This window comes from Marinactinospora rubrisoli (assembly GCF_042664915.1).
Classification (GTDB): domain Bacteria; phylum Actinomycetota; class Actinomycetes; order Streptosporangiales; family Streptosporangiaceae; genus Marinitenerispora; species Marinitenerispora rubrisoli.
This window is the reverse complement of the sequence record NZ_JBHTBH010000017.1, coordinates 37758-61872: the sequence shown is the minus strand read 5'-3', so window position 1 is coordinate 61872 and position 24115 is coordinate 37758. Positions and strand designations below refer to the sequence as shown.

The 24115-nt window shown below is 72.6% G+C and carries 20 protein-coding genes; 7 read left to right on the top strand and 13 right to left on the bottom strand.

Translation table 11 applies throughout. The annotated features are described in order from the left end of the window. Positions 1-12: 12 nt before the first annotated feature. From ACFQRF_RS26190 to ACFQRF_RS26145, 10 genes are all read right to left on the bottom strand, one after another. On the bottom strand, positions 13-1920 hold the full coding sequence (locus tag ACFQRF_RS26190) for a hypothetical protein (RefSeq protein ID WP_379873951.1): 1908 nt from the start codon (positions 1918-1920) through the stop codon (positions 13-15). Between the two features lie 109 nt (positions 1921-2029). Then, positions 2030-3505: a hypothetical protein gene (locus ACFQRF_RS26185; protein WP_379873950.1), complete on the bottom strand. Its 1476-nt coding sequence runs from the start codon at positions 3503-3505 to the stop codon at positions 2030-2032. A 121-nt stretch (positions 3506-3626) separates the two neighbouring features. Continuing rightward, positions 3627-5468: a type IV secretory system conjugative DNA transfer family protein gene (locus ACFQRF_RS26180; protein WP_379873948.1), complete on the bottom strand. Its 1842-nt coding sequence runs from the start codon at positions 5466-5468 to the stop codon at positions 3627-3629. A gap of 6 nt (positions 5469-5474) precedes the next feature. After that, complete coding sequence (locus ACFQRF_RS26175) at positions 5475-7136, bottom strand: hypothetical protein (RefSeq protein WP_379873946.1); 1662 nt, start codon at positions 7134-7136, stop codon at positions 5475-5477. A 10-nt stretch (positions 7137-7146) separates the two neighbouring features. Then, positions 7147-8613, bottom strand: coding sequence for an SCO6880 family protein (locus ACFQRF_RS26170; protein ID WP_379873945.1), 1467 nt, complete (start codon positions 8611-8613; stop codon positions 7147-7149). A 28-nt stretch (positions 8614-8641) separates the two neighbouring features. Next, a complete protein-coding gene (locus tag ACFQRF_RS26165) occupies positions 8642-10687 on the bottom strand; it encodes a hypothetical protein (RefSeq protein WP_379873943.1) in 2046 nt (681 codons plus the stop codon). 110 nt (positions 10688-10797) lie between these two features. Beyond that, positions 10798-11193: a hypothetical protein gene (locus ACFQRF_RS26160; RefSeq protein ID WP_379873942.1), complete on the bottom strand. Its 396-nt coding sequence runs from the start codon at positions 11191-11193 to the stop codon at positions 10798-10800. 78 nt (positions 11194-11271) lie between these two features. Further along, positions 11272-11628 (bottom strand): hypothetical protein, encoded by a 357-nt coding sequence (locus ACFQRF_RS26155; RefSeq protein WP_379873940.1) that lies wholly within the window; start codon positions 11626-11628, stop codon positions 11272-11274. Positions 11629-11686: 58 nt separating this feature from the next. Beyond that, the gene (locus ACFQRF_RS26150; RefSeq protein ID WP_379873938.1) at positions 11687-12052 is read right to left on the bottom strand and encodes a hypothetical protein; all 366 of its coding nucleotides are present in this window, start codon (positions 12050-12052) and stop codon (positions 11687-11689) included. 15 nt (positions 12053-12067) lie between these two features. Then, a complete protein-coding gene (locus ACFQRF_RS26145; RefSeq protein WP_379873936.1) occupies positions 12068-12730 on the bottom strand; it encodes a hypothetical protein in 663 nt (220 codons plus the stop codon). 458 nt (positions 12731-13188) lie between these two features. On the opposite strand from ACFQRF_RS26145, the gene ACFQRF_RS26140 reads away from it, so the two are divergent. The 7 genes from ACFQRF_RS26140 to ACFQRF_RS26110 all read left to right on the top strand — a co-directional run bounded on the left by ACFQRF_RS26140 (position 13189) and on the right by ACFQRF_RS26110 (position 18079). Then, complete coding sequence (locus ACFQRF_RS26140; RefSeq protein WP_379873934.1) at positions 13189-13815, top strand: hypothetical protein; 627 nt, start codon at positions 13189-13191, stop codon at positions 13813-13815. Next, positions 13812-15068 carry a C40 family peptidase gene (locus tag ACFQRF_RS26135; RefSeq protein WP_379873932.1) on the top strand — a complete coding sequence of 419 codons (1257 nt, stop codon included), beginning with the start codon at positions 13812-13814 and terminating at the stop codon, positions 15066-15068. Before ACFQRF_RS26140 ends, ACFQRF_RS26135 begins: the two co-directional genes overlap by 4 nt. Before the next feature lie 32 nt (positions 15069-15100). Next, the gene (locus ACFQRF_RS26130; protein WP_379873931.1) at positions 15101-15733 is read left to right on the top strand and encodes a hypothetical protein; all 633 of its coding nucleotides are present in this window, start codon (positions 15101-15103) and stop codon (positions 15731-15733) included. Position 15734: 1 nt separating this feature from the next. Next, positions 15735-16397 carry a VldE C-terminal domain-containing protein gene (locus ACFQRF_RS26125; RefSeq protein WP_379873929.1) on the top strand — a complete coding sequence of 221 codons (663 nt, stop codon included), beginning with the start codon at positions 15735-15737 and terminating at the stop codon, positions 16395-16397. 213 nt (positions 16398-16610) lie between these two features. Beyond that, complete coding sequence (locus ACFQRF_RS26120) at positions 16611-17045, top strand: hypothetical protein (protein WP_379873928.1); 435 nt, start codon at positions 16611-16613, stop codon at positions 17043-17045. 20 nt (positions 17046-17065) lie between these two features. Next, positions 17066-17542 carry a hypothetical protein gene (locus tag ACFQRF_RS26115; protein ID WP_379873926.1) on the top strand — a complete coding sequence of 159 codons (477 nt, stop codon included), beginning with the start codon at positions 17066-17068 and terminating at the stop codon, positions 17540-17542. A 36-nt stretch (positions 17543-17578) separates the two neighbouring features. Further along, on the top strand, positions 17579-18079 hold the full coding sequence (locus tag ACFQRF_RS26110) for a hypothetical protein (protein WP_379873925.1): 501 nt from the start codon (positions 17579-17581) through the stop codon (positions 18077-18079). Positions 18080-18183: 104 nt separating this feature from the next. On the opposite strand, the gene ACFQRF_RS26105 is transcribed toward ACFQRF_RS26110, so the two are convergent. Genes ACFQRF_RS26105 through ACFQRF_RS26095 form a run of 3 tightly spaced genes read right to left on the bottom strand, consistent with a single transcriptional unit; the run spans position 18184 to position 23684 of the window. After that, positions 18184-18450, bottom strand: a complete 267-nt coding sequence (locus ACFQRF_RS26105) for a Scr1 family TA system antitoxin-like transcriptional regulator (RefSeq protein ID WP_379873923.1) — start codon at positions 18448-18450, stop codon at positions 18184-18186. Further along, positions 18447-21389, bottom strand: a complete 2943-nt coding sequence (locus tag ACFQRF_RS26100) for a hypothetical protein (protein WP_379873921.1) — start codon at positions 21387-21389, stop codon at positions 18447-18449. Before ACFQRF_RS26100 ends, ACFQRF_RS26105 begins: the two co-directional genes overlap by 4 nt. 18 nt (positions 21390-21407) lie before the next feature. Next, complete coding sequence (locus tag ACFQRF_RS26095; RefSeq protein ID WP_379873920.1) at positions 21408-23684, bottom strand: transglutaminase TgpA family protein; 2277 nt, start codon at positions 23682-23684, stop codon at positions 21408-21410. Positions 23685-24115 lie beyond the last annotated feature (431 nt).

The following is a 24115-nucleotide window of genomic DNA, read 5'->3' as shown; positions in this document are numbered from 1 at the left end:
GAGCGGCGCCGCTCAGGCGGCCGCGACCCGGCGCTCGGTCTGGGCCTGCTCCTGACGGCGCGCCTGGTACTTGCCGAGCTTGGCTGCGGCGGTCCGCTTCTCCTCCGGGGTCTCGGGCAGCCCACGGGGGTGATCCAGCGCCGAGTAGAGCTGCACCTCCTTCCCGGTCGTCTGCCCGGACCGGATGTCCTGGGCGGCCGACGTGGCGCGCTCCCGGTCGCTCTGGACGGTGACCCGGGGCTCGTCGGCCGGTGCGGCGGTCCGGCGATCCTCGGCGGCCGGCTGCGCCGTCGCGTCTCCTAGCGATCCGACGCGATCGGTCGCCCGCTCGTAGCGCAGCTGGTCCCTGGCCTCGGCCGGGGACATCTTCTCGTCGTAGCGGAGCTTGAAGTACTCGGCGGCCGTCTGCCGCTCGGTGGCACTGGGAGAGTGCTGCAGGGCGGTCATCGCCCGGTCGAGCTCATCGCCCTGCGCGGGGCTGAGCTCCGGCCCACTCGCCGCGGTCCGGCGCTGGTTCTCGTCCACGGTCTGCCGACGGGTGCGTTCCTGCTGCTCCTCGGCCGACTCGACGCGGGTGGGATCGACCGCGTCCCGCCGGGCCTCGTCCTCCTTGACCTCCTTGACCGTCGCCGTGGCCGTCATGTCCTTCGGGGCGAGCTTGGCGTCGGCATCGGTGGGGTGCAGGTGCCCGTCGATCTCGCCGCGGACGGTGTTCATCGCCTCCGCCGGGGACTTCCCCTCGTTGCGGAGGTCCCAGTAGCGGTCCGAGACGGCGGGGTTCTGGTCCCGCAGCTCCCACATCATCGTGTCGAGCCGCTGCCCCGCCGCCGTGTGCCCCCGGGCCGCGTGCAGGTGCGCGGCGTCCGCCATGTCCGCGACCTGCTGCGCGCTGTACTCATTGGCGTTGAACGGCGTCTGCCAGTACGCGTTCATCGGCATGGGCTCCTCGCCCGCGTACAGTAGCGCCTGCTCGAAGGCGGTCAGCCGGTCCAGCCGGTCGGACTCCAGATTTCCGGTCCCGTTGGCCGCGGCATCGAACAGCAGGTGCCGCCGGTACGCCTCGTACATCTGCGGCTCGCGCTCCCGCACCGCGGCCTCGATCGCGATCCGGGTCGCCCGCGCCTCCGGGTCGGTGGAGGCGAGCGAACTCGCCCAGACCGCGTTCAACTCCTCCAGGGGCGCGGTCTTCGGGTCCCATTCGCCGGTCTGTACAACCTTCCAGGCGCTGCCGAAATCCGGGACGTCCTTCAGGCCCGGCATGTTCTCCCGCCGGGCGTCCCAGATGCCCTCCAGCCGGCCGATGAGGCGCTCCTGGCGGCCGACGCTGCGCAGCATCTGGTCGACGTCCTCGGGCTTGAGGCCCGCCAGGATCCGGCCGACGTTCTCCGGATCGGAGATCGCGGCCCTGGCCTCCGGCGAGAGGTCCGTACGGCCCTCCAGGTCGGCTGCCGTCGCCTGCGCGACCTGCTGGGGGTCGGCCGCCTGGATCACGATGAGGATCTGCAAGATCGCCTGAGGGGACGACTGGGGGTAGACGGTCTGGTTGTTCTCGGCCCCCCGCCGCACGTCGCGGTTGCGCCGCAGCCGGGCCCAGATCGCGGCGCTCATGCCTATACCGGACCGCACCATCGACGACCGGCCGACCTTGGTGGGCATCCGCACGGCCATGCCGAGCTGGCTCATCAGCGCGGCCTCCATGACGTCGAAGACCCCGCCGGAGGCGTTCTGGAAGGCGGCGGCCGCCTGGCCGCCCATGGCGCTCGTCATGAGGTGGCGGCGCCGGTCCTCGTGGCCCCGTACCTGGCGGCCGTCCTCGTCGGATCCGCCGGATCCGCCACGTCCTTCCGAGCCCTCCGGACCGCCGTCCAGGCTGCCCGCGCTCCGGCGGTCCCGGACGGCGGCGGTGGTGTTCTCGCTCATCCTCGCTCCCTCATTCGATGCGGGCCGTGGCAGCGCGGCATTCCGGTCCGTCTCGCCACGCTGCCCGCCTGAGTCATCGTGTATCCGTCCAAGCCGCTGTCGGGCGGCCTCAGCGTCCGCGCCGTCCGCCTTCGCCGGAGGCGTTCAGCACGCCGCCGTGCCTCCGCAGGTGGTCCCCGGCCCGTTCCAGTGGTCCTCGGCGTCCGCCCGGGTCGGCTCCGCGGACATCGTCCCCCGCAACGACGAACACGTTGACGATCGGCTGCGACCGGCTCCTCTCGTCGGTCCTCTCGGCCGTCTTCGACGCATCGGCGGACTTGGTTTCGCCTCCCACCTTGAGCTTCGCGCCGGGGTCAAAGGGGTGGCCGTCCGTCTCCGCCCGGATCTGCTTGAAGACGTCGGCGGCATCCCGCACCGGCTCCTCGAACATGAGCTCCAGGTAACGTCCCGCCACTTCGGGGTTCTCGGCAGAGAGCCGCAGCATCGCCTTGTCGAGCAGCACCGGCGCGTCCTCGTCCCCCGCCTCCGCCCGGGCTTGGAGGGCGTCCACCGTGTCCTTGACCTGATCCCGATCGGTGTCGCTCAGCCACTCCCGGTACTCCACCTTCGCCCGGTGGAACTCGTCGACCGGCATCCGGGGCTCGGTCTCGTACAGCGCCGCCTTGGCCAGTCCGGCGAGCACGGCTTGGGCCCTGGTTTCAGCGGCAGGCTTGGCCGGGCCCGCCGCCTCGACGGCCTGCTTCTCACGCTGGTACGCGTCGTACATCAGGGGTGACCGCTCGCGAAGCTCCGACTCGGCCCGTCCAAGCGCTTTCTGGGCCTCGGGGTCCGACGACGCGGCGGCGCTCGCCATGACGGCCATCAGGTCGTCGGCCGAGGCGTTGGTGATCTGCCACCTCGGGTCCTCGGTGACCCGCCAGGTCCGCTCGAAGTCGCGGTACTCGGGGAACCGGGCGATGCCGCCCAGCCGCTCACCCCAGACCTCATTGAGGCTGTCGTGCAGATCGTCCAAGTTCGTCCGCACGACCATGTTGACCGCCTTCGCGTCGACGCCCTGGAGGATCTTCGCGAGCTCGGCGGGGTCCGTGAGCCGCTGCAGCACCGCCTCCGGGATCTCCGGATGGTCCTTCAGCGCCTCGCGCAGCACGTTGGCGAGCCGCACGGGGTCGATGCCGCGGACGGCGGCGGCCGTGTCCTCAGCGACGCGCTCCGGCAGCTCCGGCCGGGTGATCTGATCGTCGGGCCGCCAGCGCTGCTCCGCGCGCTGCGCCCGGCGGGCGCGCAGTCGGCTCAGAGCCCCGAGCAGCGAGCGCAGCAGCCGCTTCCCGAAACGTCCGACGCCCTTCGTGGAGCTCCATAGCGCACGCAACGCCGGCCGCGCCCACTGCACGGACCGGAAAGCGCCGGCCACGTTCTGCTGCGCGACGTTGGCCGTGGTGTCGGCCAGGCCGTGGCCGTTGGCGTGCCCGAACCCCGCGAAGCCGGGCCCGTTGAGGTTCACTCCCCTGGCGCGTGCCCGGTCGATGTCGGCCTGCCGGAACTTCTCGGCCTTGTCGTCCGCTGCGCGCCCGGGATCGGCGTCCACGCGCCCGTCCAGGCTTCCCCTCTGCCGCGGGTCAGCCGAAGGCCTTGAAGGACCCTTCTCGTCCGCCATTCCTCACTCCTCACCTTTGCGGCGAATGCCGCTGTGGCACGCTACTGCGCCCTCACGACTCCACCGCCGCGCTGCCCGCCCCGGCCCCGTACCTGCGCTGCGCGCCCTCGGTGATGGCCTGTTCAGCCTCCTTGATGGCCGCGGTGACCGTGGCGGCGTCCTTGCCCTTGTACCAGGGGCACATCTTCACCAGCGTCGCCTGCGCGGCGGTCGCGAAGATCAGCGCCTCGCCCTTCTCGATGCGCCGGATGTCGGCGCCCTCCATGATCTCCTGGCGGCGCAGCTGCACCGAGTGGTTGCCCTTGCCGTCGCCGTAGCTGAACGAGGTGGTCGACACGTCGTGCTGGCCGATCAGCTTGGACAGCGCGTCCACGATCTTGTGGTCGTCCAGACCGGCGCCGAACACTTTGACCGTCGCGGCCGACCACATGGCCTCCATGCCGTTCTCGGTCCACACCCGCACGCCCTGCCGGTAGCTCTGCAGGATGGTGACCGGGATGATGCCGCGCGATCCGAGGTGGGAGTACAGGTCGGGCAGGTCGGAGATCTTGCAGATGTTGGCGGCCTCGTCCAGCACCGCGACCAGCGGCGGGTCGAGCCGGCCGCCCATCCCCTCCGAGCCCTCCTCACCGGCGATGAAGATGGCGTCGGTCATGGCCGCGATCAGCGGCGCGGCGGCCGACCGCGACTTGCTCAGCAGGTGCAGCGTCTGCTTGGACTTCACGAACTCCCGCGGGTTGAACTCGTCCAGCTCGCGGCCGTCCTTGGGCGGGCAGACCCACTCCATGATCTCGGGGTCGTCCAGGCAGCGGGCGGCGGTGCGCGCGGTGGTGTAGATGCCGTCGCGGGTCTCGCTGACGATGTTCTGGGTCTCGCGCAGCGCCTCGGCGTAGGCGATGAACCCGTGCTCGAACAGGATGTCCACCGGCCGCGGCTGCTTGGCGTCGTGCAGCCACTCGCCGACGGTCTCCAGCGACTCGCCCTCCAGCGCGGCGGCGAGGATGAGCTGGGAGATCAGCGCCTTGGCGGCCGGCCCCCACATGTCCTTCTTGGAGTCGTCATCGTCGATGGTGAGGACGAAGTGGCCGGCGAGGCGGTGCGCCTCCTCCACCGTCCGCACGGTGCCCAGCGGGTTCCACCAGAACGCCTGCGGCTGGTGGGTGATCCGCTGCGGGTCGAACAGCCACACCCGCTCGCCGGTGCGCAGCTCGCGGATGCGCGCGGTGGCCGCCCACACGTCGCCCTTGTTACTGGTGGCCAGGGCCGGGCCCGGCGCGTCCAGCACGTAGGGGATGGCCAGTCCGGTGGTCTTTCCGGCACGCGGCGCCATGTAGGCGAGGATGGTGTCCTCCCAGGAGGCGAAGAGCCGCGACCCGGTCCGTCCGCGCGGAAGCTTGATGTCGCCGAGGACGAGGCCGACCTCCTCCTGCTGCAGGCTTTTGCCGGTGCGCCCCTTGAGGGTGTGCTTGCGCAGCCGGATGGCCTTCTCCGCCGCCTCCGGGCGGGCCAGCTCCGCCACCCACTTGTTGCCGACGTTGAGCGCCCGCACCGGATCGCCCTCGTCGCCGAAACGTCCGCTGATGAACCGGAAGGCGAATCGCCCCGCGAAGAACAGCCCGGTGCCGAACGCGGCGCAGACCAGCACCACGAGGAAGGTCGGAGTGCCCGGCCACGCCGTGGCGGTGTCGCCGGTGAACAGCGCCAGCGCCCACCGGGCACCGAAGCCGCCGACGTCACCGCCGCTGAGCAGCGCGGCGACCCAGGCCGCCAGCCACACCAGGAAGACGAGGCCGACCAGCGCCCAGATGGCTCCGAGCACCAGCAGCGGCGGCGTGCCGGCGGCCATGGCGCCGCCGCGCGGCTGGTACTTGTTGTTCTTGCTCTGCGAGGACACCGTCGATCACACCCTCCGAATCGCCTGGTCGGTGTCGTACAGCTCGTACTCGTCGCCGGTGAGCGTCATCTGCACCGGGATGCCGAGCCGCTCGGCGCCGGTCTTGATCAGGTACTTGCCGCGCCCGGGGTGGAGGGTCCCGGGCTGCCAGGAGTCCGGCGAGGACCACGACGACACCAGGCCCTGCTCGGGGCCGGTGAGCGGCGTGATCTGGTTGACGCTGGCCAGCTCGCGCGGCGGCAGGCCCGCCAGGACGGTGATCGCGGACCGGTCGACGAACCCGCGCGCCTTGGCGCGGTCCTCCTCGGTCGCCAGCGCCTCCAGGTCGCTGAGCGAGTGCGTGACCATCACCGAGGCCATGCCCTTGCTGCGGTTGAGGCGGGTCAGCGAGTCCGCGTACTCCACCAGGCCCGGCGCGCCGCGCAGGGCGCGCCACAGCTCGTCCATCACGCCGATGTAGGAGCGCCGCCGGATGAGGCCGTTGTCGGAGAGCACCGCCGCGGCGTCGACCATGCCGAACCCGTAGCTCCAGGTGCAGAGCATGGCCGCGGTGAGCAGTTTGTCGCCGGCGGCGCCGACCCGGGAGATGTCCACGCTGACGCCGGGCGCCTCCAGGTCGATCGGGTTGGTGGTGGGGCCGTCGAACACACCGGCCAGCGAGCCGGTGCACAGCAGCCGCAGCGTGAAGACCAGCCCGTCGACCCGCTCGTCGTAGCGGTCGCGGCTGCCGGCACGCGCCAGGGACCGGAGCCGTTCCGGCCCCTCCTCGATGACCTGGAGCACGTCGATGACGGTGGGCTGGCGGGTGGCGCCCAGCCGCTCGTCCAGCAGGTCGATGGCCGCGCCGAGGACGACCTCCTCGGCGTTGGTGATGCGGTCCTCGCGGATCAGCGTGCACAGCGCCATGAGCAGCGAGATGCGGCGGGAGCGCACCTCCCAGCGGAGCTTCTCCCGCTCGGACTCGCTCAGGTGCGACATCGAGACGCCCAGCGGGCCGGCGTCCAGCGGGTTGATCCGGTCCAGCCCGCGGCCGATCCGCACCACCTGGCCGCCCAGGTAGTGGATCAGGTTGGTGTAGTCGGGCTTGGTGTCGCCCAGGATGATGGCCTGGGTGCCGAACGACACCGCGCCGGTGACCATCCGCTTGACCAGCGTGGACTTGCCGGTGCCGGGCTGGCCGAGCACGAAGCAGCCCGGGTTGGTGATCAGTCCCGCGCGCAGCCACGCCAGCGGGTCCAGGCAGACGACCTCGCCCGAGAGCAGGTCGCGGCCGATGGGCGTGCCCACGGCCGGCGGCTTGCTGCTGGTGACGAACGGGAAGAGCCCGCACGCCTGCGCCGTGGTGGCCTGGTACTCCGGGACGTTGGGGATGTTCGCCGACATTCCGCCGCCGACGTGCGGCCACCCCATCAGCGGCGCGACGACCTCGTCCTTGTCGGCGCCGGTGGCGAGGTCCTGGGCCTCGCGCTCGCCGGCGCGGCTGCGCCCGGAGGGCGCCCGGCGGCCCTTCGCCGCGCGCCGGTTCTCCCGCTTCTCGCGCTTGGCGGCCTCGCGCAGTTCCTTCTTCGCCGCCTTGCGCTCCCGCCGGGACATCTTGCCCGGATTGCCCGGCGGAATGGAGGCGTCGGGGCCCCCGGCGAACGGTGCGTCCTTGTTCGTCACGACCACGGCGGAGTTCCTAACTCATGTTCCGCTGGATGAGGTACGGCGGGCAGACGCCGAGCGGCAGGGTGGTCGCGAAGGCGACGTCCTGGCTGCCCCAGGCGCGGCGCAGCCGGATCCGCGAGGTCTCGGCGGCCGACTCGGTGTGGGAGACGGCGCGGTCGAGTTCGTCGGGATCCTCCACCGTCACCGAGGCGTACAGGCTCATCTGCACGAGCCCGGCGCCCATGGTCTCTTCGCGCGCCGCCTGCCGGGCGTAGGCGAGGTCCTGGCTGTCGCGGGCGCTCACCCGGTGCCGGACCCGCAGGGCGAGTTCGCTCTTGTACTGGGCCGCGGAGTTCTGCGTCTCCAGCGCCCGGGCCGCGGACGCGGCCGGCCACGGGCGGAACAGCAGCGTGGTGCGCTTGGTCCAGCGGGTGGGGGCCAGCAATTGCGAGAGCACGGTGCTGGTGACGTGCGTGCGCGGCGCCTGCTGCCAGATCCAGGCCACGCTCATGCCGCTGTCGTGCACGTAGTGGTCGTGCATGGTCTCCGCGCCGACCGGCGTGGCGTCGGACCAGTCCTTGGTGACGACGTCCTTGGCGGCGAGCGCCTGGGAGACCGAGCCCCGGCGCGCCGGGTCGTAGGCGTTGCGCACGATGGTGACGAGCTGCTCGGGCGTGGCCCGGCCGATGACGCTGACCCCGCAACTGCCCAGCCCGCTCTCCACCTGGTTGAGGAAGTTGCCCACCTCGACGGCGGCCTCCAGGCGGTTCTTCGGACTGGTGGGGAACCGGCGCGGGTCGAAGGTGATGGCGACCCGGGTCTCCACCTGGGCGCTCACGGCGGGGGCGAGCGCCACGAGGTCGCCCATGATCTTGCGCGCGGCCTCCGGCGAGTTCGGGTCGATCTCGGCGGACACCTGGTCGCGCAGGGTCGACCCGGGGTCCGGGCTGGACTCCACCGTGACGGTGATCCACTGCACCCACGGCATGTAGCCGAATCCGGCCAGCCAGTTGTGCCAGTTGGCGACCCAGGTGTCCACATCGCCGTCCTCGGCCAGCCAGACCGAGTTGGACGAGACGAGGATGGTGGCGGTCATGTGGCCGAGCCGCCGGTTCCAGGCGATGCCGAACCGGCCGCCGCGGCCGTCCTCCGCCGACAGCAGGGTGACCGGCGCGAGCACCCCGGGCAGCTGGAACGCGCGCGGGTGCTCCACGAGGACGCCGGCCCGGTAGCGGGTGCGGCCGCGGACGGTCGCCCACCACCATTTGATGCGGGTCAGCAGGAAGCTGAGCAGCGAACCGCCCTGGACCGGGATGAGGGCCAGCGCGAAGGCCACGACCAGCGGCGGGACCAGGTAGGCCGCGATCGTCTGGTCGATGAACGCCACGATCATCAACACGACCAGGCTGCCGAGCAGGGTCATCGTCGAAGCGAAGCCCAACCCCATGAGCCCGATGCTGCGTTTGCGGCGCCATCCGCCGTAGGTACGCTGCGACATCTCCTCGTCCTTACTCGATCAGTCCTGGTCAGACCGCGCCGGTGGGCAGGTCGCCGCCCCAGTCGTCGTCGCGCGGGTAGCTCGTCGCCCCCGAGGGGGCCTCCCAGTCGGTGCCCGAGGCGCCGGACGCCACAGGCGGGTCCGCGGCGGGCGCCGGATCGTATCCGGCCCCGGTCGGCTGGTAATAGTCCTCAGCGCCGGTGGGCTGGTGGTGGTCGCCCGCCCCGGAGGGCTGGTAGTAGTCGTCGCCGTATCCCGCCGAGGTGGCTCCCGGACCGGCCGAGGTGTCCGTCCCTCCGGCGCCGGGCGGGACCGCGGTGCTGCCGCCGCCGTCGCCGCCCGATCGCGCACCTCCTCCCGAGGTACCGCCGCCGGACACCGTGGAGGCGCCGCTCGGGGTGGGCACGGACGCGGTGGAGTAGCCCGCGGACGTCCCGCCCCCGGAGGTTCCGCCCCCACCCGGGTAGCCGCCCCCGCCGGACGATCCGCCGCTGCCACCGGCGCCCGCGGCGCCGGTCGCGAGGGGCCCGCCGGAACCACCGCCACCGGCCGCGCCGATGTCGCCGCCGTCACCGGCGCCGGTCGGCATCACGTGGCCGTCACCGCCCGCGCCGGGTCCGCCCGTCGATCCGGGGCCGTCGCCGCCGTCGGCGCCGGTGGGCAGCACGGTGCCGGAGCCGGTGCCACCCGGGCCGTCGCCCGAACCGCCGCCGGAACCACCGCCCGAGCCCCCGGCCACGGCCGCCGAGCCGAGGCTGCTCGCACTGCCCGCGCCTGCCGGCAGGGCCGTCGCGCCGCCGCCCGAGCCCGAGCCGCCCCCGGCGCCCGTTCCGGTGCCGCCCGAACCGCCACCGGCGGTCCCCGTCCCGGAGCCCTGCCCGTTCATGCTCGCGGCCTGGGCCGTCATGCCGTTCGAGGCAACGCCGAACGCGCTCGATCCGCCGCCGCCGCTGCCGCCGCCCGCGCCAGCCGCCAGGGCCGATCCGCCGCCACCGGCACCGACGCCCGCCATCTCCGGGGAGGGAAGCCCGTTGCTGATCGTGGCGGCCCGGGTGGAGGCGTCGCCGCCCATGCCGGACGCCGCACCGTCGTAGGAGGAGGGGGTGGCGCGGTTGCCGTTGTTGCGGTTGCCGCCGTTCCGGTCACCACCACCGCCGCCGCCACCTCCGAGACCGCCGCCCAGCATGCTCCCGCCGATCTTGGCGGACAGCCCGGCGAACATCTTGCTGAGCACGCTCCACAGCAGGGGCAGGGCGCCGGTGGCCATGGTGACGATCGCGACGCCGACGAGGTACTGGAAGACCGCGCCGTCGTTGGCGTCGTTCGCGCTGGAGGTGTCGATGAAGACGATGCCGCCGTCGTTCTCCTCGTAGCCGCTGCCCCGCCCGGCTTGGCCCATGAGGATGAAGCCCAGTGCGTAGATGATGGAAATGACCGGCTTGAACAGGATGGAGCCGGCCATCCAGCCGGTGACCCGGGTGAAGATGCTCGTCCCGGGGCCGGGGATGAGGGCGGCGGCGGCAGCGAGTGGCAGCACCGCGGCGCAGATGTAGATGACGCCCTGGGTGTAGAAGAGCGCGACGATCTGGATGACCAACCCGACGATGACGGCGATGCCCAGCAGCACCCCGACCAGGAAGCCGGCCGCCCCGAACACCTCCTGCAGCGGGTTGGTGTCGCTCAGCAGCTCGCCGAGGTTCCGGAACGTGTCGCCGACCTCGCGGCGGGCCAGGATGTAGTAAGAGAGCCGGTTGCTGAAGTTGACGAGCAGCTGGGTGACGAACAGGCCGACGAAGGTGACGAAGACCAGGGTGAGCAGGGCCTTGACCGTGTCCATCATCGGATCGAGCCTGCGGTACCACAGCAGGCGGACCGCGGCGACGAGCAGCCCGGCCGTGGCCAGGAAGGTCACCAGCGGAAAGATGATCCCGTGGAAGGCGAGGATGCCGGGGTTCTGCTCCAGGTTGCCGGTGACGTCCACGAAGTCGGAGAACCAGAACCTGGTGTACAGGTTCTCCACCAGGTCGGGGATCTTCTCGCTGACATCCTGGCTCATCTGTTCCAGGTCGGCCATGTCTGACAATCCTGAACTAGGAGGGGGTACCGGGGAACATCCCGCGCCCCGCCGTCAGCGGGTCGGGGGAACGCCGTGCTGGGCTGTGCGGAGCGGCTGTGGTCGGGGCGTCAGACATTGAGCGGCGGATCATCATCGTCGTTGTCGGGCTCCGCGGGCCTGATCCACGGGATGTTGACGATCGCACCGCCCCAGTCGTCGCCCCGGCCCTGGTCCCGGCTGAGCAGGATGCCGATCGCCGGCCCGGCGACCAGCAGCAGCACGATGCCGAGCGCGATCCACGGCAGCTCGCCCATACCGCGGGCGGCGATCCACGGGTCGCCGGTGAAGTTGGCCTGGATCATCTTCCCGGCGACGATGAGGACGCCGATGATCGCGATGACCACCCCGACCCCGATGATCCAGCTGAGGATCGTCTGACCGGGGATGGACCAGTCGTACTGGTCGGGATCCGCCGCGAGCAGGACGCCGTTGACGGACCCGGCGGTGAATTCGGCAGACGTCATCGTTCCGGGCTCCTTTCTCCGAACGGACGGTCCGAGGAGGGCCGGGCCGGCCGTGCGATGCCGGCCGGCCCGGAAGGATCAGAGCAGCAGCGTGACGATCGGCACCGCGACGAGCATCAGCGAGATGCCGAGCACGGTCCACACCAGACCACCCACACCCTCGGCGGCCAGGTCCGAGCGGCCGAACTTGCCGACCGCCATCTTCCCGGCGCAGAACAGCACCCCGATGATCCCGATGACCACCACGATGCCGCGGCCCCAGGCGAAGATGGTGTCGATGGGATCGACGGCCCCGGCGGGGATCTGCGGGGACGGGTCCCAACTGTCCCCGTTCTGGAGGTCCATTTCGTTCATGGGGACGCCGAGCAGTGCCATGGCCATCGGGTGTGGCAGCTCGACCTGAAGCTGGGTGGCCAGAGTCAGTAACGAATTCAAGGGGGTCTCCGTCGTCTCTCGGGACAACACCGGGCGACGCGCGCGGTCGCCTTGGCGGTCAGATTTGCTCGCCGCCGCCGGAACCGAGCAGCAGCATGATCACCGGAACGGCGATGAGCATCAGCGAGATGCCGAGCACGGTCCACACCAGACCGCCCACACCCTCGGCGGCCAGGTCCGAGCGGCCGAACTTGCCGACCGCCATCTTCCCGGCGCAGAACAGCACCCCGATGATCCCGATGACCACCACGATGCCCTGGCCCCAGGACAGGATGGTCTGAATCGATTCCTGGCCGGCATTGTCGTCGCTGTTCGGGAGCCGGATGCCCGGATTGAAAGTGTCACCGTCGATATTGGTGGCCGGCAACGGCAGGGCGTAGACCTCCACCTGCAAACGCGTGAATCCACTGAGCAGTAAACTCACGTTCATCTCCTTCAGTTATCCGATGAGTTCGTTCGGAGATCCGGACATGGCGTTCGCGCATGCCGCGTGAATATCCGTCAGTGCCCGTACCGCTTTCTTCGGCAGTTCCACCTTGTCCGCCTCATTCGCGTCGGCGTACCGCAGACCGGCGACGAACGGAAAGCGGACGACCGTGCCGACCCGGTCCTCGATAAGCCTGAGACGCCCGGTGGCCTCTTTCGGTTCCGGCCCGGAGCCATCGGCGATGATGACCAGACAGGCGATGGCGGTGCCGGCCGTGGTGACCCCGGTCACGGCCTCGATGACCCGCGCGGCGGCCGAGGCGCTGTCCCGCGCGACGAGGACGAGCGGTCGGCCGAAGGTCTCGATCCGGCGGAGTTCCGGGGAGTAGCAGCCGAGGTTCCACGGCGTGCCCAGCAGGGCCTGCATGCTGCTGGCCCCGGCGCCGCCATGGCAGCCGAGCAGGACCGCCTGCACGCCCTCATCGGACGGGTCGTTCCCGTGTGCGGCTGCCGCCTCCTCCGCGCTCACGCCGCGGTGGCCGAACACGCGCATCACTGCGACTACCTCCTGGGATGAACTGGGAGTTGTCCTCGTTGAACGGCGATCCACGAACTGGGGGGAAGGAAAGCGCGCGGGACGGATCGAGGCCGGCGAATGGAGACCGTCCGACTCCACACACTGTGCCACCCGGGACCGACAGAACACGGAACCATCATTGACCTGGGAAAACAGTCGATTCGTTCTCCCATGGAAACACCCCGATACCCCCGAAGGCGACAGTGCGCCGGTGAGTATGTTTACACCCTTCACACAATTCCATCAAACGTGATCTGAATCACAACCACTGGAATTCGGAACCCCGGACCCCCAACCATCCTCTAAGGACCCGAACGTCCGCACCAGAGGAGCGACACCGCCTTTCCGGACTCGGCACACTCGCCGCGGAAACCGAAAACGCGATGACCTGCACGGAACCACCGGGCGTCGTTCCCCTGACACGAAAACGAAAGGTCGCCGAGCCCTGCCCCCGCCCTCGGCTCCTGTCACCGAAACCTCGTAGGGTGCGGCGCACGTCGCGGCCCCGGGCCCGGCGACCGGCACACCATGAACGACCGCCCTGACGGAGAGGGACCGTGAACGACTTCGGCGGGAACCGCAAGCAGCTCGTGGTCATGGGCACCCTGCTGCTGCTGGCCGTGCTGCTCCTGGGGTTCATGTTCGTCCAGACCATGGGCGATGACGGCGCACCGGACGCCGCCGGGCCCGCCGAGTCCGGCCGGCAGGAGGAGGCCGGCGGCAGCGGCGGGGACGGCGGCGAGCGATCCGGCGACGGCAGCGGCGGCGAGCCCGGCGATCTGTTCGCCCTGCTGCCCAACACCGAGGACGACCTCCTGGAGGCCGCCCGGACCGCACAGGGCTTCACCGACGCCTACGTCCGGACCGATGAGGACCGGATGGAGCGGCTGGCCGAATTCACCGACGCGGACTTCCTCACCCTGCTCGCCTCCACCGAGGAACGGCACACCGACCTGATGGGCGAACCGCTGCCCGAGGGCGACGCCGACGCGAGCGCCGCCGTCACCGGCATCCGGACGATCGCCGAGGACAGCGCGGTCTTCGTCGTCAGCGGTGAAACCACCCGGGACGGCTCGGCCAGCGGTGAGTACGGCTTCGCGGTGACCGTCGTCAAACAGGACGGCCGCTGGGCGGTGATCGACGTCCAGGACGCCGCCGCCGGTGACGCGGGAGCGTCGGCGTGAGCGTGACCGGCCGCGGCAGCGGCCGCGGCGGCGTCTGGCGGCGGCTGCGCGCCCGGCTGCGCCGTCCGATGGGCCGGGGGGACCTCGGCCGGGCGGGCACCGCGGTCGGCCTGTCCGCGTCGCTGTTCATGGGCTCCACGCTCATGGTGATCAGCGGCGACCAGATATTCGAATACCTCGGGTTCGGTTCCGGCGGCGGCAGCAGTTGCACGATCACGCTCGGCGACTCGCCACGGGGCTACGACCCCATGTCGATCCCCGAGGATCTGCTGCCCATCTACCAGGCCGCCGGAGAGAAGTACGACATTCCGTGGTCGGTGCTGGCCGCCATCGGCCGCCAGGAGACCGAGCACGCCCGGCTGCCCGCCATGATCACGCCGGACTGGCCGTCCGGCCTGGCCTACGGCACCCGCAACCCCTACGGAGCGGCCGGGCCGATGCAGTTCGGCGTGGTCGACCCCGAGACCCGCCAGCCCGGTGGCCCGCTGGGCAGCGCCGGGAACACCTGGGGTGGCCTGCCGGACGAACCCGCGGCCGACCGGACGACCGCGCCGGGCACCGCCGGCGCGAACTTCGGCGTCGATGGCAACGGCGACGGCCGGGTCAACGTGTGGGACCCGCACGACGCGATCTTCTCCACCGCGGTGTTCCTGCGGCACTTCGTCGACAACGGCCAGTCCCTGCGCTGGGCGGTGGGCCGCTACCATGGCTCCGGCATCAACGGCCCCTACGTCGCCGAGGTCTTCCCCAACGCCGAGCGGTACGAGAACGGTGACTACGAGGTCGCCCCGCCGGTGGGCAGCCAGCAGTGCGACACCACCGCCGCGGCCGCCGACGGTCCCGCCGGGGTGGCCATCGAGTTCGCCCGGTCCAAGATCGGCCTGCCCTACATCTGGGGCGGCGTCGGCCCCGCCGGGTACGACTGCTCCGGCCTGCTGATGATGGCCTACCGCGAAGCCGGCATCAACATCCCGCGCACCACGCAGATGATGCAGGCGTGGGACGGCGGCGAGGTGGTGCCGTTCAGCGAGATCCAGCCGGGCGACCTGATCCTCGAAGGCCACGGCGGCGTCGCCTCGCACGTTGCGATGTGGACCGGCGATAACAGGATCATCGAGGCATATGCCACCGGCACCCAGATCACCGAGCACGCCTACGACGACCCGAATTGGCCTCGCCCGCCGCTGATCAAGGTGCTGCGCGTCAGCCACCTGGCACCGTCCGGCTCCGGCTCCGGCTCGACCCAGGTATGACCCCGCGCCCCCGACCCCGAAACGAGTCCGCCATGCATGAATCCTCCTTCTCCGCACGCGGTTGGATCCTGCTCGGCATGCTGGTGCTGACGATCGGCCTGTTCGCGGCCTTTATCCTCACCCGGCCCGACGGCGGCACCCCGCCGGACTCCGAGGCGGCGACGGAGAGCCCCGCGGCCGAGGAGTCCGCCGCACCGGACGACGGCGCACCCGTGGAACTGCCCGAGCAGGCGATGAGCGACCTACTGCCGCTGGAGGAAGCGGACTTCGACGCGGCGCTGGAGGTGGCCGCACGGCACGCGGCCGCCTACGGCACGATCGAGGGCGGCGAGACACCCGCCGCCTACCTGGCGCGGCTCTCGGCGACCGCGACCACCGCGTACGCGGCCACGCTGGAGACGAGCCAGCAGACCACTCCTCGTACCGAGGCGCTGCGCGAGAGCGGCGGCGACTACCAGGGCACGGTCGAGGTGTTGCGGGCCGCCACGATCGGCACCGACAGCGTCACCTTCCACATGACGCTCGGGGCCCGCCCGGCCGGCGCGGGCGGCGGCGCTCAGGAGATCGGCGAGTACTACGTCACGGCGAGCCGCGAGGGTCGCGGGTGGGGCGTCAGCGGCGTGCTGGACGCACGGTCACTCGAGATGGACGAGGGGGCCGCCTGACATGTGGGCACGCCTGCGGGAGCGGCTGCGGCGCCGGAGCCGCGGATCAGGGCGCGACGCCGGTGAGAGCGAAGTCGGCATCGGTTCCGGCCTCGCGGTGGGCGGCGCCGGGGTGTTCGCCCTGGTCGCCACGGTCTTCGCGGCCGACGTCTACGGCGCGGGCTCGGGCGGCGGCGCGGGCTCGATCCGGGCGGGTGAGATCAGCTACCACGCCTCGGAGGTGTCCGCCACGGGGGCGAACTACGACTGCGGCGTGGGCAACGGCCCCACGACCGAACTCACCTGCCTCGGGTACCGGTCGGTGCTCGCCAACTTCCCGGACGTGAACTGGGGCGCGCACTGCACCCGGCCCGGCGATCCGCAGGACCACGGCAAGGGGCAGGCGTGCGACTTCATGACCAACAATCGCGGCGACGCGGGAACGGCCGAGGAGAACGCCAATGGGGACGAGCTGGCGCGCTGGCTGATGACCAACGCGGAGCAGATGGGGATCAAGTACATCATCTGGCGGCAGCGCATCTGGAACCCGACGATCGGCGACGAGCCGTGCCCGGGCGAGTCCACGGTGGGCTCTTCGCCTCCGAGCTGCTGGCGGCCGATGAAGACGCTCGGCAATGACACGGAGGATCACAACGACCACGTTCACGTCTCCTTCACGCACTGAGGCTCACCACGGAAACGGGATCGCCTTGCTCAGCGCGGCCGCCGAGCGGCCGGGCCGGAAACGGTCCCCGGCCGGGAACCCTCCGGCCCGGGGGCGCGTCCGATCCACGATTGGTCCGGCCCGCGTGTTCCGGCCCGGCGGCCACCGAGAAGACGACCCGGTCGAACGTCCGAAGCGCGGCTCAGCCGCCGATCCACCGGAAAGGACGACACCATGCCTGCTGGAGGCAGCACCACGCTCGTGTCGGCGAACAGCGGCCCCGATCTGGACGCCGCGTTCGCCGCCCCGGTCAGCTTCGAGGCCACCCAGGTCAAGCGCGGCGGCGGTGACAGGGGCGGCAACAACCGAGACGGCAACGACAACAACAACGGGAACAACCGCGACAACGACGGCAACGGCAACAACCGGGACCGCGACGGGTTCGGCGTTCCCGGGTTCGGCCGAGGCGGGAACGGGTTCAGCGCCGAGTTCGGCCTGGGCAACATGCTCAGCAGCCTCATGGAGATCCCGAAGAACATCGTGGACAGCGCCAAGGGTGGGGTGCTCGGCTGGGTGATGGAGTCCTTCCAGTCGAGCGGTTCCTCTCTGGAGTCGGGCTACGGTGTCCAGAGCGCCGGCCCCACGGCGGGGCGCCGCTCCCGCCGCTGATCGACCGGCGAGGAGGCGGCATGCCCGGCCCGGACACCCCCGCACCGCTCGGCCCCTCACTGGGCGGCGCGATGTTCGCCGTCGGCCTGTCGACGGCCGACGGCGCGGTCCTGGACGACACCGACGCGCACATCGCGGCGCTGCAGGCCGAGGTGTTCCGGCGGGCGATGCAGGCCGGCATGGTCCGGTCCGAGCTGGCGATGCTCTCCCGGGACGCTCCGGAGCACGGGCCGCTGGCCGATGTGCTGCACCGGCTGGAGAGCAGCGTGTCCTTCCTCGAAGGGCTGATCACGGCGTGCCGGCTGCTACAGCGGTCGGCCGGCGCCCGAAGCGCCCCGGCGCGGCGCACGCGTGGCTCCGCACCGTCAGGGGCGTCGCCGCTGCCCACCGCCGTGACCCGCGTCGCCCGTCACCCGGCGCCCACCACCGTCCGCCCGGACCCGCACCCACCCCGCCCTTCCCCACCCACCCGGCCGGCCCGCCCCTCCGGGACGTGACCCGCCGGACGACAACCGTGACGCAAGGAGAGTGACATGGCTTTCTTCGTCCCCATCCTTATCGCCGGAGCCGCCGCGGTCGGCGGCTTCCTCGCCGACAAGGGCCTGGAAGCCGCCTGGGACGGCGCGTTCGGCGACGACGAGGAGAAGAACGACGAGCAGACCCAGAACAACAGCGAGAACGCCGACGGCCAGGACCAGGGGCAGAACCAGCAAGAAGGCCAGGACAACGGGCTGCCCAACGTCCTCGGCGGCAACTTCATCCAGGCGATCATCGGCATCCTCGGGTCGCTCGTCAGCGGCTTGGGGAACCTCTTCGACGGGTCGGACAACACCGAGGCACAGCAGGCCAATGCCACGCCCGCCCTCCATTCCGGTCAACAGGACAGCCCCTACGGCGTCTCCAGCGCGGTCGGCGCGGTTCACGCACCGGCCGGAGACGGACAGAACACCGTCCAGACCTCCGGCGCGCTCCAGTCCGGCTGGCAGGGTAGCGCCAGCGACCTGACCACTGAGGACATGGCGCTGACGGCGTAGCGTCCGGCGCTCTTCGTGCGCCTGGGCCCTGCGCCCGCGCAGGCGCACGTCACGGCAGAGGCGACCGCCGAGCCGCACGCGCAGGCGTCAGAGCTCCCGCCGTTTCAGGAGAACTGCAGGATGGTGAACCGGCAGCCCGACACCATGTGAGCATCAATGTCGAACGGCGGCACTTGGATGTTGACGTTCGGGCGACGCCCCAGTTCGACTAGATGCCGGATCTGAGCCTCCATGATCTCGCGCCCTCCTGCCCCATGGCGTTGAAGTCGTAGCTGCTCAGGGCTTCGGCTTCGAGTCCGATGAACGGCCCCGGAAGGACATGGCCGACGCCGGGCGACCGCCCGGGCGCGGGACCGGGACGGCGCGGTCACGCCCCCTGGGAGCGGCTGGTGCAGACCTCCTGGCTGGGCGCGACCTCGTCCACGCCGACGATGGCCATCACGGTGAAGCAGTAGTCGACCGACGGGTTGAGCCCGGTGATCTCCACCTGGCTGGAGTACTGCTCCGCGCCGGCCAGCGTCCGTGGAGTGGTGCCCAGCGGGCCGCCCACCACGTAGTACTCCGCCCGCCCCTGGGTGTTGTCCTGCCAGGTGATCCGGACGGTGCTTCCGGCGTCCAGGGAGATCTCCGCGCCCGTCGGAGCCAGTTCGGGGTTCACGCCCGCCTCCGGCGGGATCTCCGTCACGTCCGGCGCGGTGGCAGGCATGCTGGCGTTCGGCGACGGGGCCGGGTCGTCCGCCTGGCGGGAGGCGACGTACAGCGCGACGCCGCCGAGGACGGCGATCACCAGGCTCGCCGTCAGGACCGAGCCGAGGACGAGCCGCCCGATCCCGGACAGCCGGGCGCGCGTCTCGTCGGACATGGACGACGTGCGGCGCGGGGGCGCGGTGGACGGGATGGCCGACGGCTCGGTCCCGGCGGACGCGGCGGCGGCCACGGAGGGGGGCGGGGTGGCGACGGCGGGCTCCGGCCGGGCGGCCTGCCGCACCGCCGGGTCCCCGGGCGCGGCGACGCCCGGCTGGGCGCCGGAGTACCGAGGGTGCACCGGCCCGGTCGGCCACGCCCCGGTACCGGACGCTGCGGCGGCCTCGGAGGTCACCGTCTCGGGCGCGGACTGCGGTGCGGAATGGACGGCCGGCCGGTGGTCGGGCAGGCGGGTCGTGGCAGCGGCACTCTCCGGGGGCGCCGCCGGGCCGCCGGCCCCCGCCCGGGGTGCAGCGGCCGTGTCCGTCTCCGACTCCGTGTCGGCGCTCGCGCCCGACGTGTGCCCGACGCGTCCCGGCTTCGGGGCGCCCTCACCCGCCTGGCCCGGCCGGGCGCCGGGCAGGGAGGAGAACGACGGCTCGGCCGGCTGGCGGTCCGGTGCACCATCGGAGGCCGCCGCCGCGTCCGCTGCCCCCTCGGGCGCAGGTTCCGGTGCGGGATCCAGGCCACGTCGAAGTTCGGACTCTGCCACCTGGTGGTCGGGCGGCCGGGTGGTGGCAGCGGTGTCCTCCGGGGTGCGCGACGTGCCGGCGTCGCCGACCGTCGCGGGCGTCACCGGACGGACGGTGCGGCCGGGCTGTGCCGACGGCTCCGGCGCCGTCTCGGCCCCGGTCTCGGTCTCTTCCTCCGACCAGGGGCGATCCGCCTGATCCGTGTCCGGCTGGATCGGGGCCGCGTCCGCTTCCGAACGCTCCTGCGGCAGCGGACTCGGCCACGTCGCGGCCGGTTCTGCGGCCCACGACACGGCCGGGCCTGCCTCGGGCGCGGCCTCCACTGGAGTGGTGGCGGACGTGTCGTCCGCGACCTCAGGCTCCGGCGCGACCGCCGAGTCCGGCGGCTGCGTGTCCGCGCCTGCCGGCACCGACCGCTCCAGAGTCATCGCGGACCCTGTCCCGGCCGGATCGAACCGTTCCTCCCGCACCGGCTCCACCGGAGCGCCCTCGGCGCTCGGCTCCGACGCGGACGTACGGGACGTCTCCGCACCAGAAGTGGTGGCGGGATCGCGCTCTTCGGCGAACGGCTGGTACTCCGCCGCCGCGCCGTCCGGGAACGACGTGGTCGCGGCATCGGTGGACGCGGGCGTCTCCGGCTCCGCGTCGGCTCCCGCGCCCGGACCGGAGCCCGTGCGTCTCGCCTGCACGTCGTCGTCTCCGGGCCCGACCGGCGGTGCCCACGCCGCGATCGCGTCCGCGGCGGCGGCCGAATCGGCTTCGGTGGTGGCGGTGCCGGACGCGGCGGACTCGTCCGCACCTGACGCCGCGGCCGGTCCCTCGGCTCCAGGAGAGACCTGCGCGTCCTCGAACCGGTACTCCGGGAAGGTCGTCGGCTGGACGCCGGGGTGCTCCGTGCCGTCCGGCGACCCGTCCTGACCGGCGGCGGACGCCTGCTCGCCGGAGACCGGCGCGGCCCACGGGGACTCCGCCACATGCGCGGAAGGCTCGGCGACCGGCGCCGTCTCCGGCTCACCCGCCGGGTCGGCGCGCCGCCCGGACTCGACGGACGGGCCGGTCGCGGCCGGGGGTTCCGTCCCCTGGGGCCGGGCCTCGACAGGCCGGTCAGCGGCGGCGCCCCCGCCCGATCGGGCGACCGTCAGCGCACGGGAGAAGTCCGCCGCGTCACGGTGCCGATCGTGCGGCTCGCCCGCCATGGCCGTGCGCAGGACGGTCGCGAGTCCCGCCGGTACGTCCTCCCGTGGCGTCCGCGGCAGGGTCCCGGCCGCCACGCGCTCGCGATACACCTCCGGCTCCGGCTCCTCATCGGGGCCGTCGACGAACGGCGCGTGCCCGGCGAGCAGCGTCCACAGGGTCGAGGCCAGCCGGTAGACGTCCGAACGCGGCGACACGAGGCCCCCGCGGAACGCCTCCGGGGGCACGTGGGCGTAGCCGCGCCAGTCCACCGTCATCGGCGGGAACGTCTCCCCGGCGCGGGAACCGACGTCCCGGCCGGGCGCGAGTTCGGCGCTCGCGCCGCGGATCAGCAGCGTCTCGGGACGGACGTCGTTGTGCACGAGACCGCCCTCGTGCAGCGACTCCAGTTCCGCGGCGATCGCCAGGCCGACCTCGATGACCTGCTCCACGGGGAGCGGTCCGTGCCGTCCGAGCAGCGCCGCGTAGGAGTCGGGCGGTTCCTCGGCCACCACCGCGTAGGGCCGGGGACGGTCGTCCGCCGGCCGCGGTCCGCCGTCGGCAGGGCGCAGGACGCGCACGAGCACGCGTTCGCCGCCCCGCTCGCCGCGCGCCCGGTAGCGGTCCGCGCCCACGCCTGCGGGAAGCCGCTCGGTGACGCGGTAGCCGGGGACGACCGGCAGATCGTCTTCAGCGGCCATCTCGTGTGCCCTCCAAGGTCATGGCGCCCGCCAGAAGAGCGGACGGGGGTCGAGCCACCACAGCAGCCGGCGCGTCCGAGGCAGGCTCGCCCGCAGCGCCCGCAGGTAGGCGCGCGTCTCGTCCGCCGCGGTCGCCGCCGGGTGCGCCTCGATGGCTCCACCAGGGCCGTACCCGGCCTGGTTCACCGCGCGGTGCAGTGCGCGCAGCCACGGGCCCTCCGTGCGTTCGGGAAGCAGCCCCTCGGCCGTCGCGACCACCTCGGCGACGGTGCGCGTCGGGGGTGTCGCCGCACCGGCGAGGCGGATGCCGTCGCGCAGTTCCCGCCACGCGCCCATCGTCCGGTCGCGCGGCGAGGCGCGGAGGGAGAGGCGCCGCCGTGCCCGTGCCGCCCGCAGGACGGGGACCAGGATCACCGCCGCCACGAGCGCTCCGCCGATGCCCACCGTGGCCGTGATCGTACCGGCCGAACCGGTGTCCTCGGTAGCGGTGGGCGGGTCGGCGGGCTCGTGCGGACGCTCGTCGGCGATGGTGTCGTCCCCGTTCTCCGCTGCGGTATCGGATCCACCCTGATCGGACGGCCGGTCGTCCTGCCCGGTTTCCTCCCGGCCGCCGGGGGTGACGTCGAAAGGCACCCAGCCGACCCCCTGGAAGTACACCTCGCCCCACGCGATGGCGTCGCCGGTGGTGACCTCGAACTCGCGCTGGCCGCTGCGGGCGCCCGGACCGAAGCCCACGACGACCCGGCTCGGCAGGCCCGCCTCGCGCGCCAGCACCGCGAACGCGCTGGCGAACTGCTCGGAGGTGCCGCCCGCGCCGCGTTCGCCCGGCGGCACCAGCATCTGTTCGAGGCGGGCGTAGCCGTGCCCGTTGGGCACGGCGGGGTCGAAGGTGTAGGTGTGCCGCAGGTAGCGGGCCAGGTTGGTCGCTCGCTCGTAGGGCGTGCCGTCACCGGCCGCCTGCGCCGCGATGTCGGAGAGCCGCGCGGGCGGGTCGCCCGGCAGTTGCCGGTACCGGTCGAACGCCCCCTCTTCGGGGACTCCGGCCTGGGCGAGTTCCTCGGGGACCCAGTCCGCGACGTCCCCCGACACCGTGTACCGCCGGCCGGACGCGCCGCCGTCGATCCCCACCACGGTTCCCGACACGCTGTCGTAGCCGATATCGGTGCCTTCGACGGTGCGCGGTACCCCGACGACGGGCAGCCAGGTGCCCGGCAGGTCGGCCACCTCGACGTCGGCGCTCACCAGGGACGCGTGCGGCACCGGCGGATCGGGGGCGGCCAGCGTTCCGGCCGCCGCCTGGTAGCCGCGCTCGGGCAGCCAGGTGCTGCCGGTGAACTCCGCGAGGGCCACCCAGCGCAGCTCGACCCGGCGGTCCGACCGCACGGTGAGGAGCGGTTCGTCGGGGTCGGCCGCCCAGGAGGAGAGGTAACTGAGCGGGTTCAGGGCCTGGTCGGTCCGCATGGGCGCGCTCATCCCGGCCCGCAGATCCACGGGCGCCGGCCGCCAGCCGGAGAGCGCCGCCGGAGCGCCCAGCGTGGCGACCAGCCCGACCGCGACCGCGGCGGTCGCCACGGCGACCAGCCGCCCGCGTGTCCCGGCGCCGCGCGGACCCGCCGCGGTGGCGTCGGTGACCCGGATCCGCGCGGTGCCGACGGCGGCCCTGCCGTTCGCGCCCTCGCCCCGGCCGGCCGACAGCGCGAGCAGGACGACCGCGGCGACCGCCGCGAGTCCGGCCGCCGGGTAGGCCGGCGGACCCGCCACCGGCCCCGCGGTCAGCACCACGGCACCGGCCAGCGGCAGCACCCCGCTCAGCACCGCGACGAGCGCACGCCCCGACCGCCACGCCAGCGTGGCGGCGACGGCGGACAGCCAGGCCGCCAGAACGGGGAGCGCGAGCGTGTCGACGGTGACCGGGAGCGGCACGGCGCCGGTGAGAATCCGTGCGCCCGACCGCAGCAGCGCATCCACCGCGCCGCCCAGCGGCCCCGCCACCGGCCCGGGCCGCCACACCGCGAGCCCGACGATCCCGGCGAGCGCCACCGGCACCCCGGCCACGACCACGGCGAAGGACGGCAACTGCCCGGCGAGCACCCGGGTGACCAGCACGCCCGCGGCGGCCCATCCCGCCACGAGACCGGCCACGAGCAGCGGCTCCACGTAGCCGGGCGCCAGCGCGACGCCGGCCGCGGCGCACAGCACCACCACGGCGACATGCGCCGCCCAATCGCCGGGCCCGGGCCCGGCCGGTTCCGCCGATGGAGCCGCCGTCACGGGGCGCGCCGTCACCTGGACCACGACACGTGCCTCCTCCACTCGACGGCCATTGCTCGCACGAGCGCTCCCGCCCACAGCGGGGAACCGTCGCGGCGGTACCGGCCGGGAATTCGCGCCCGCCGTTGTCCCCCGGGCCGCGGCTCCGCGCGCCCGGCGGCCACGGAAGCACCCGGCGCAGCGGGGCGTACCGCTATCTCGACCACGACACCCGTCTCCTCCCGAGAGTCCCCGTGCGCGGAAACGCTTCGAGCGCCGGCCGGCACGTGCTCAACGGCCCCCGATGGGAATCCGCGTGCCGCCGTACCCGGCCGCCCCGGCCGGTCGGAGCCGCCACACCGGGACGCACCACCACACCGTCCACCACACGCTCCCACTCCACCCCGACGCCCGTCCTGCCACCCGGCCGCTGAGCACACCGGCGCACCGTGTCTCAGGCGGATCCGCCCACGCAC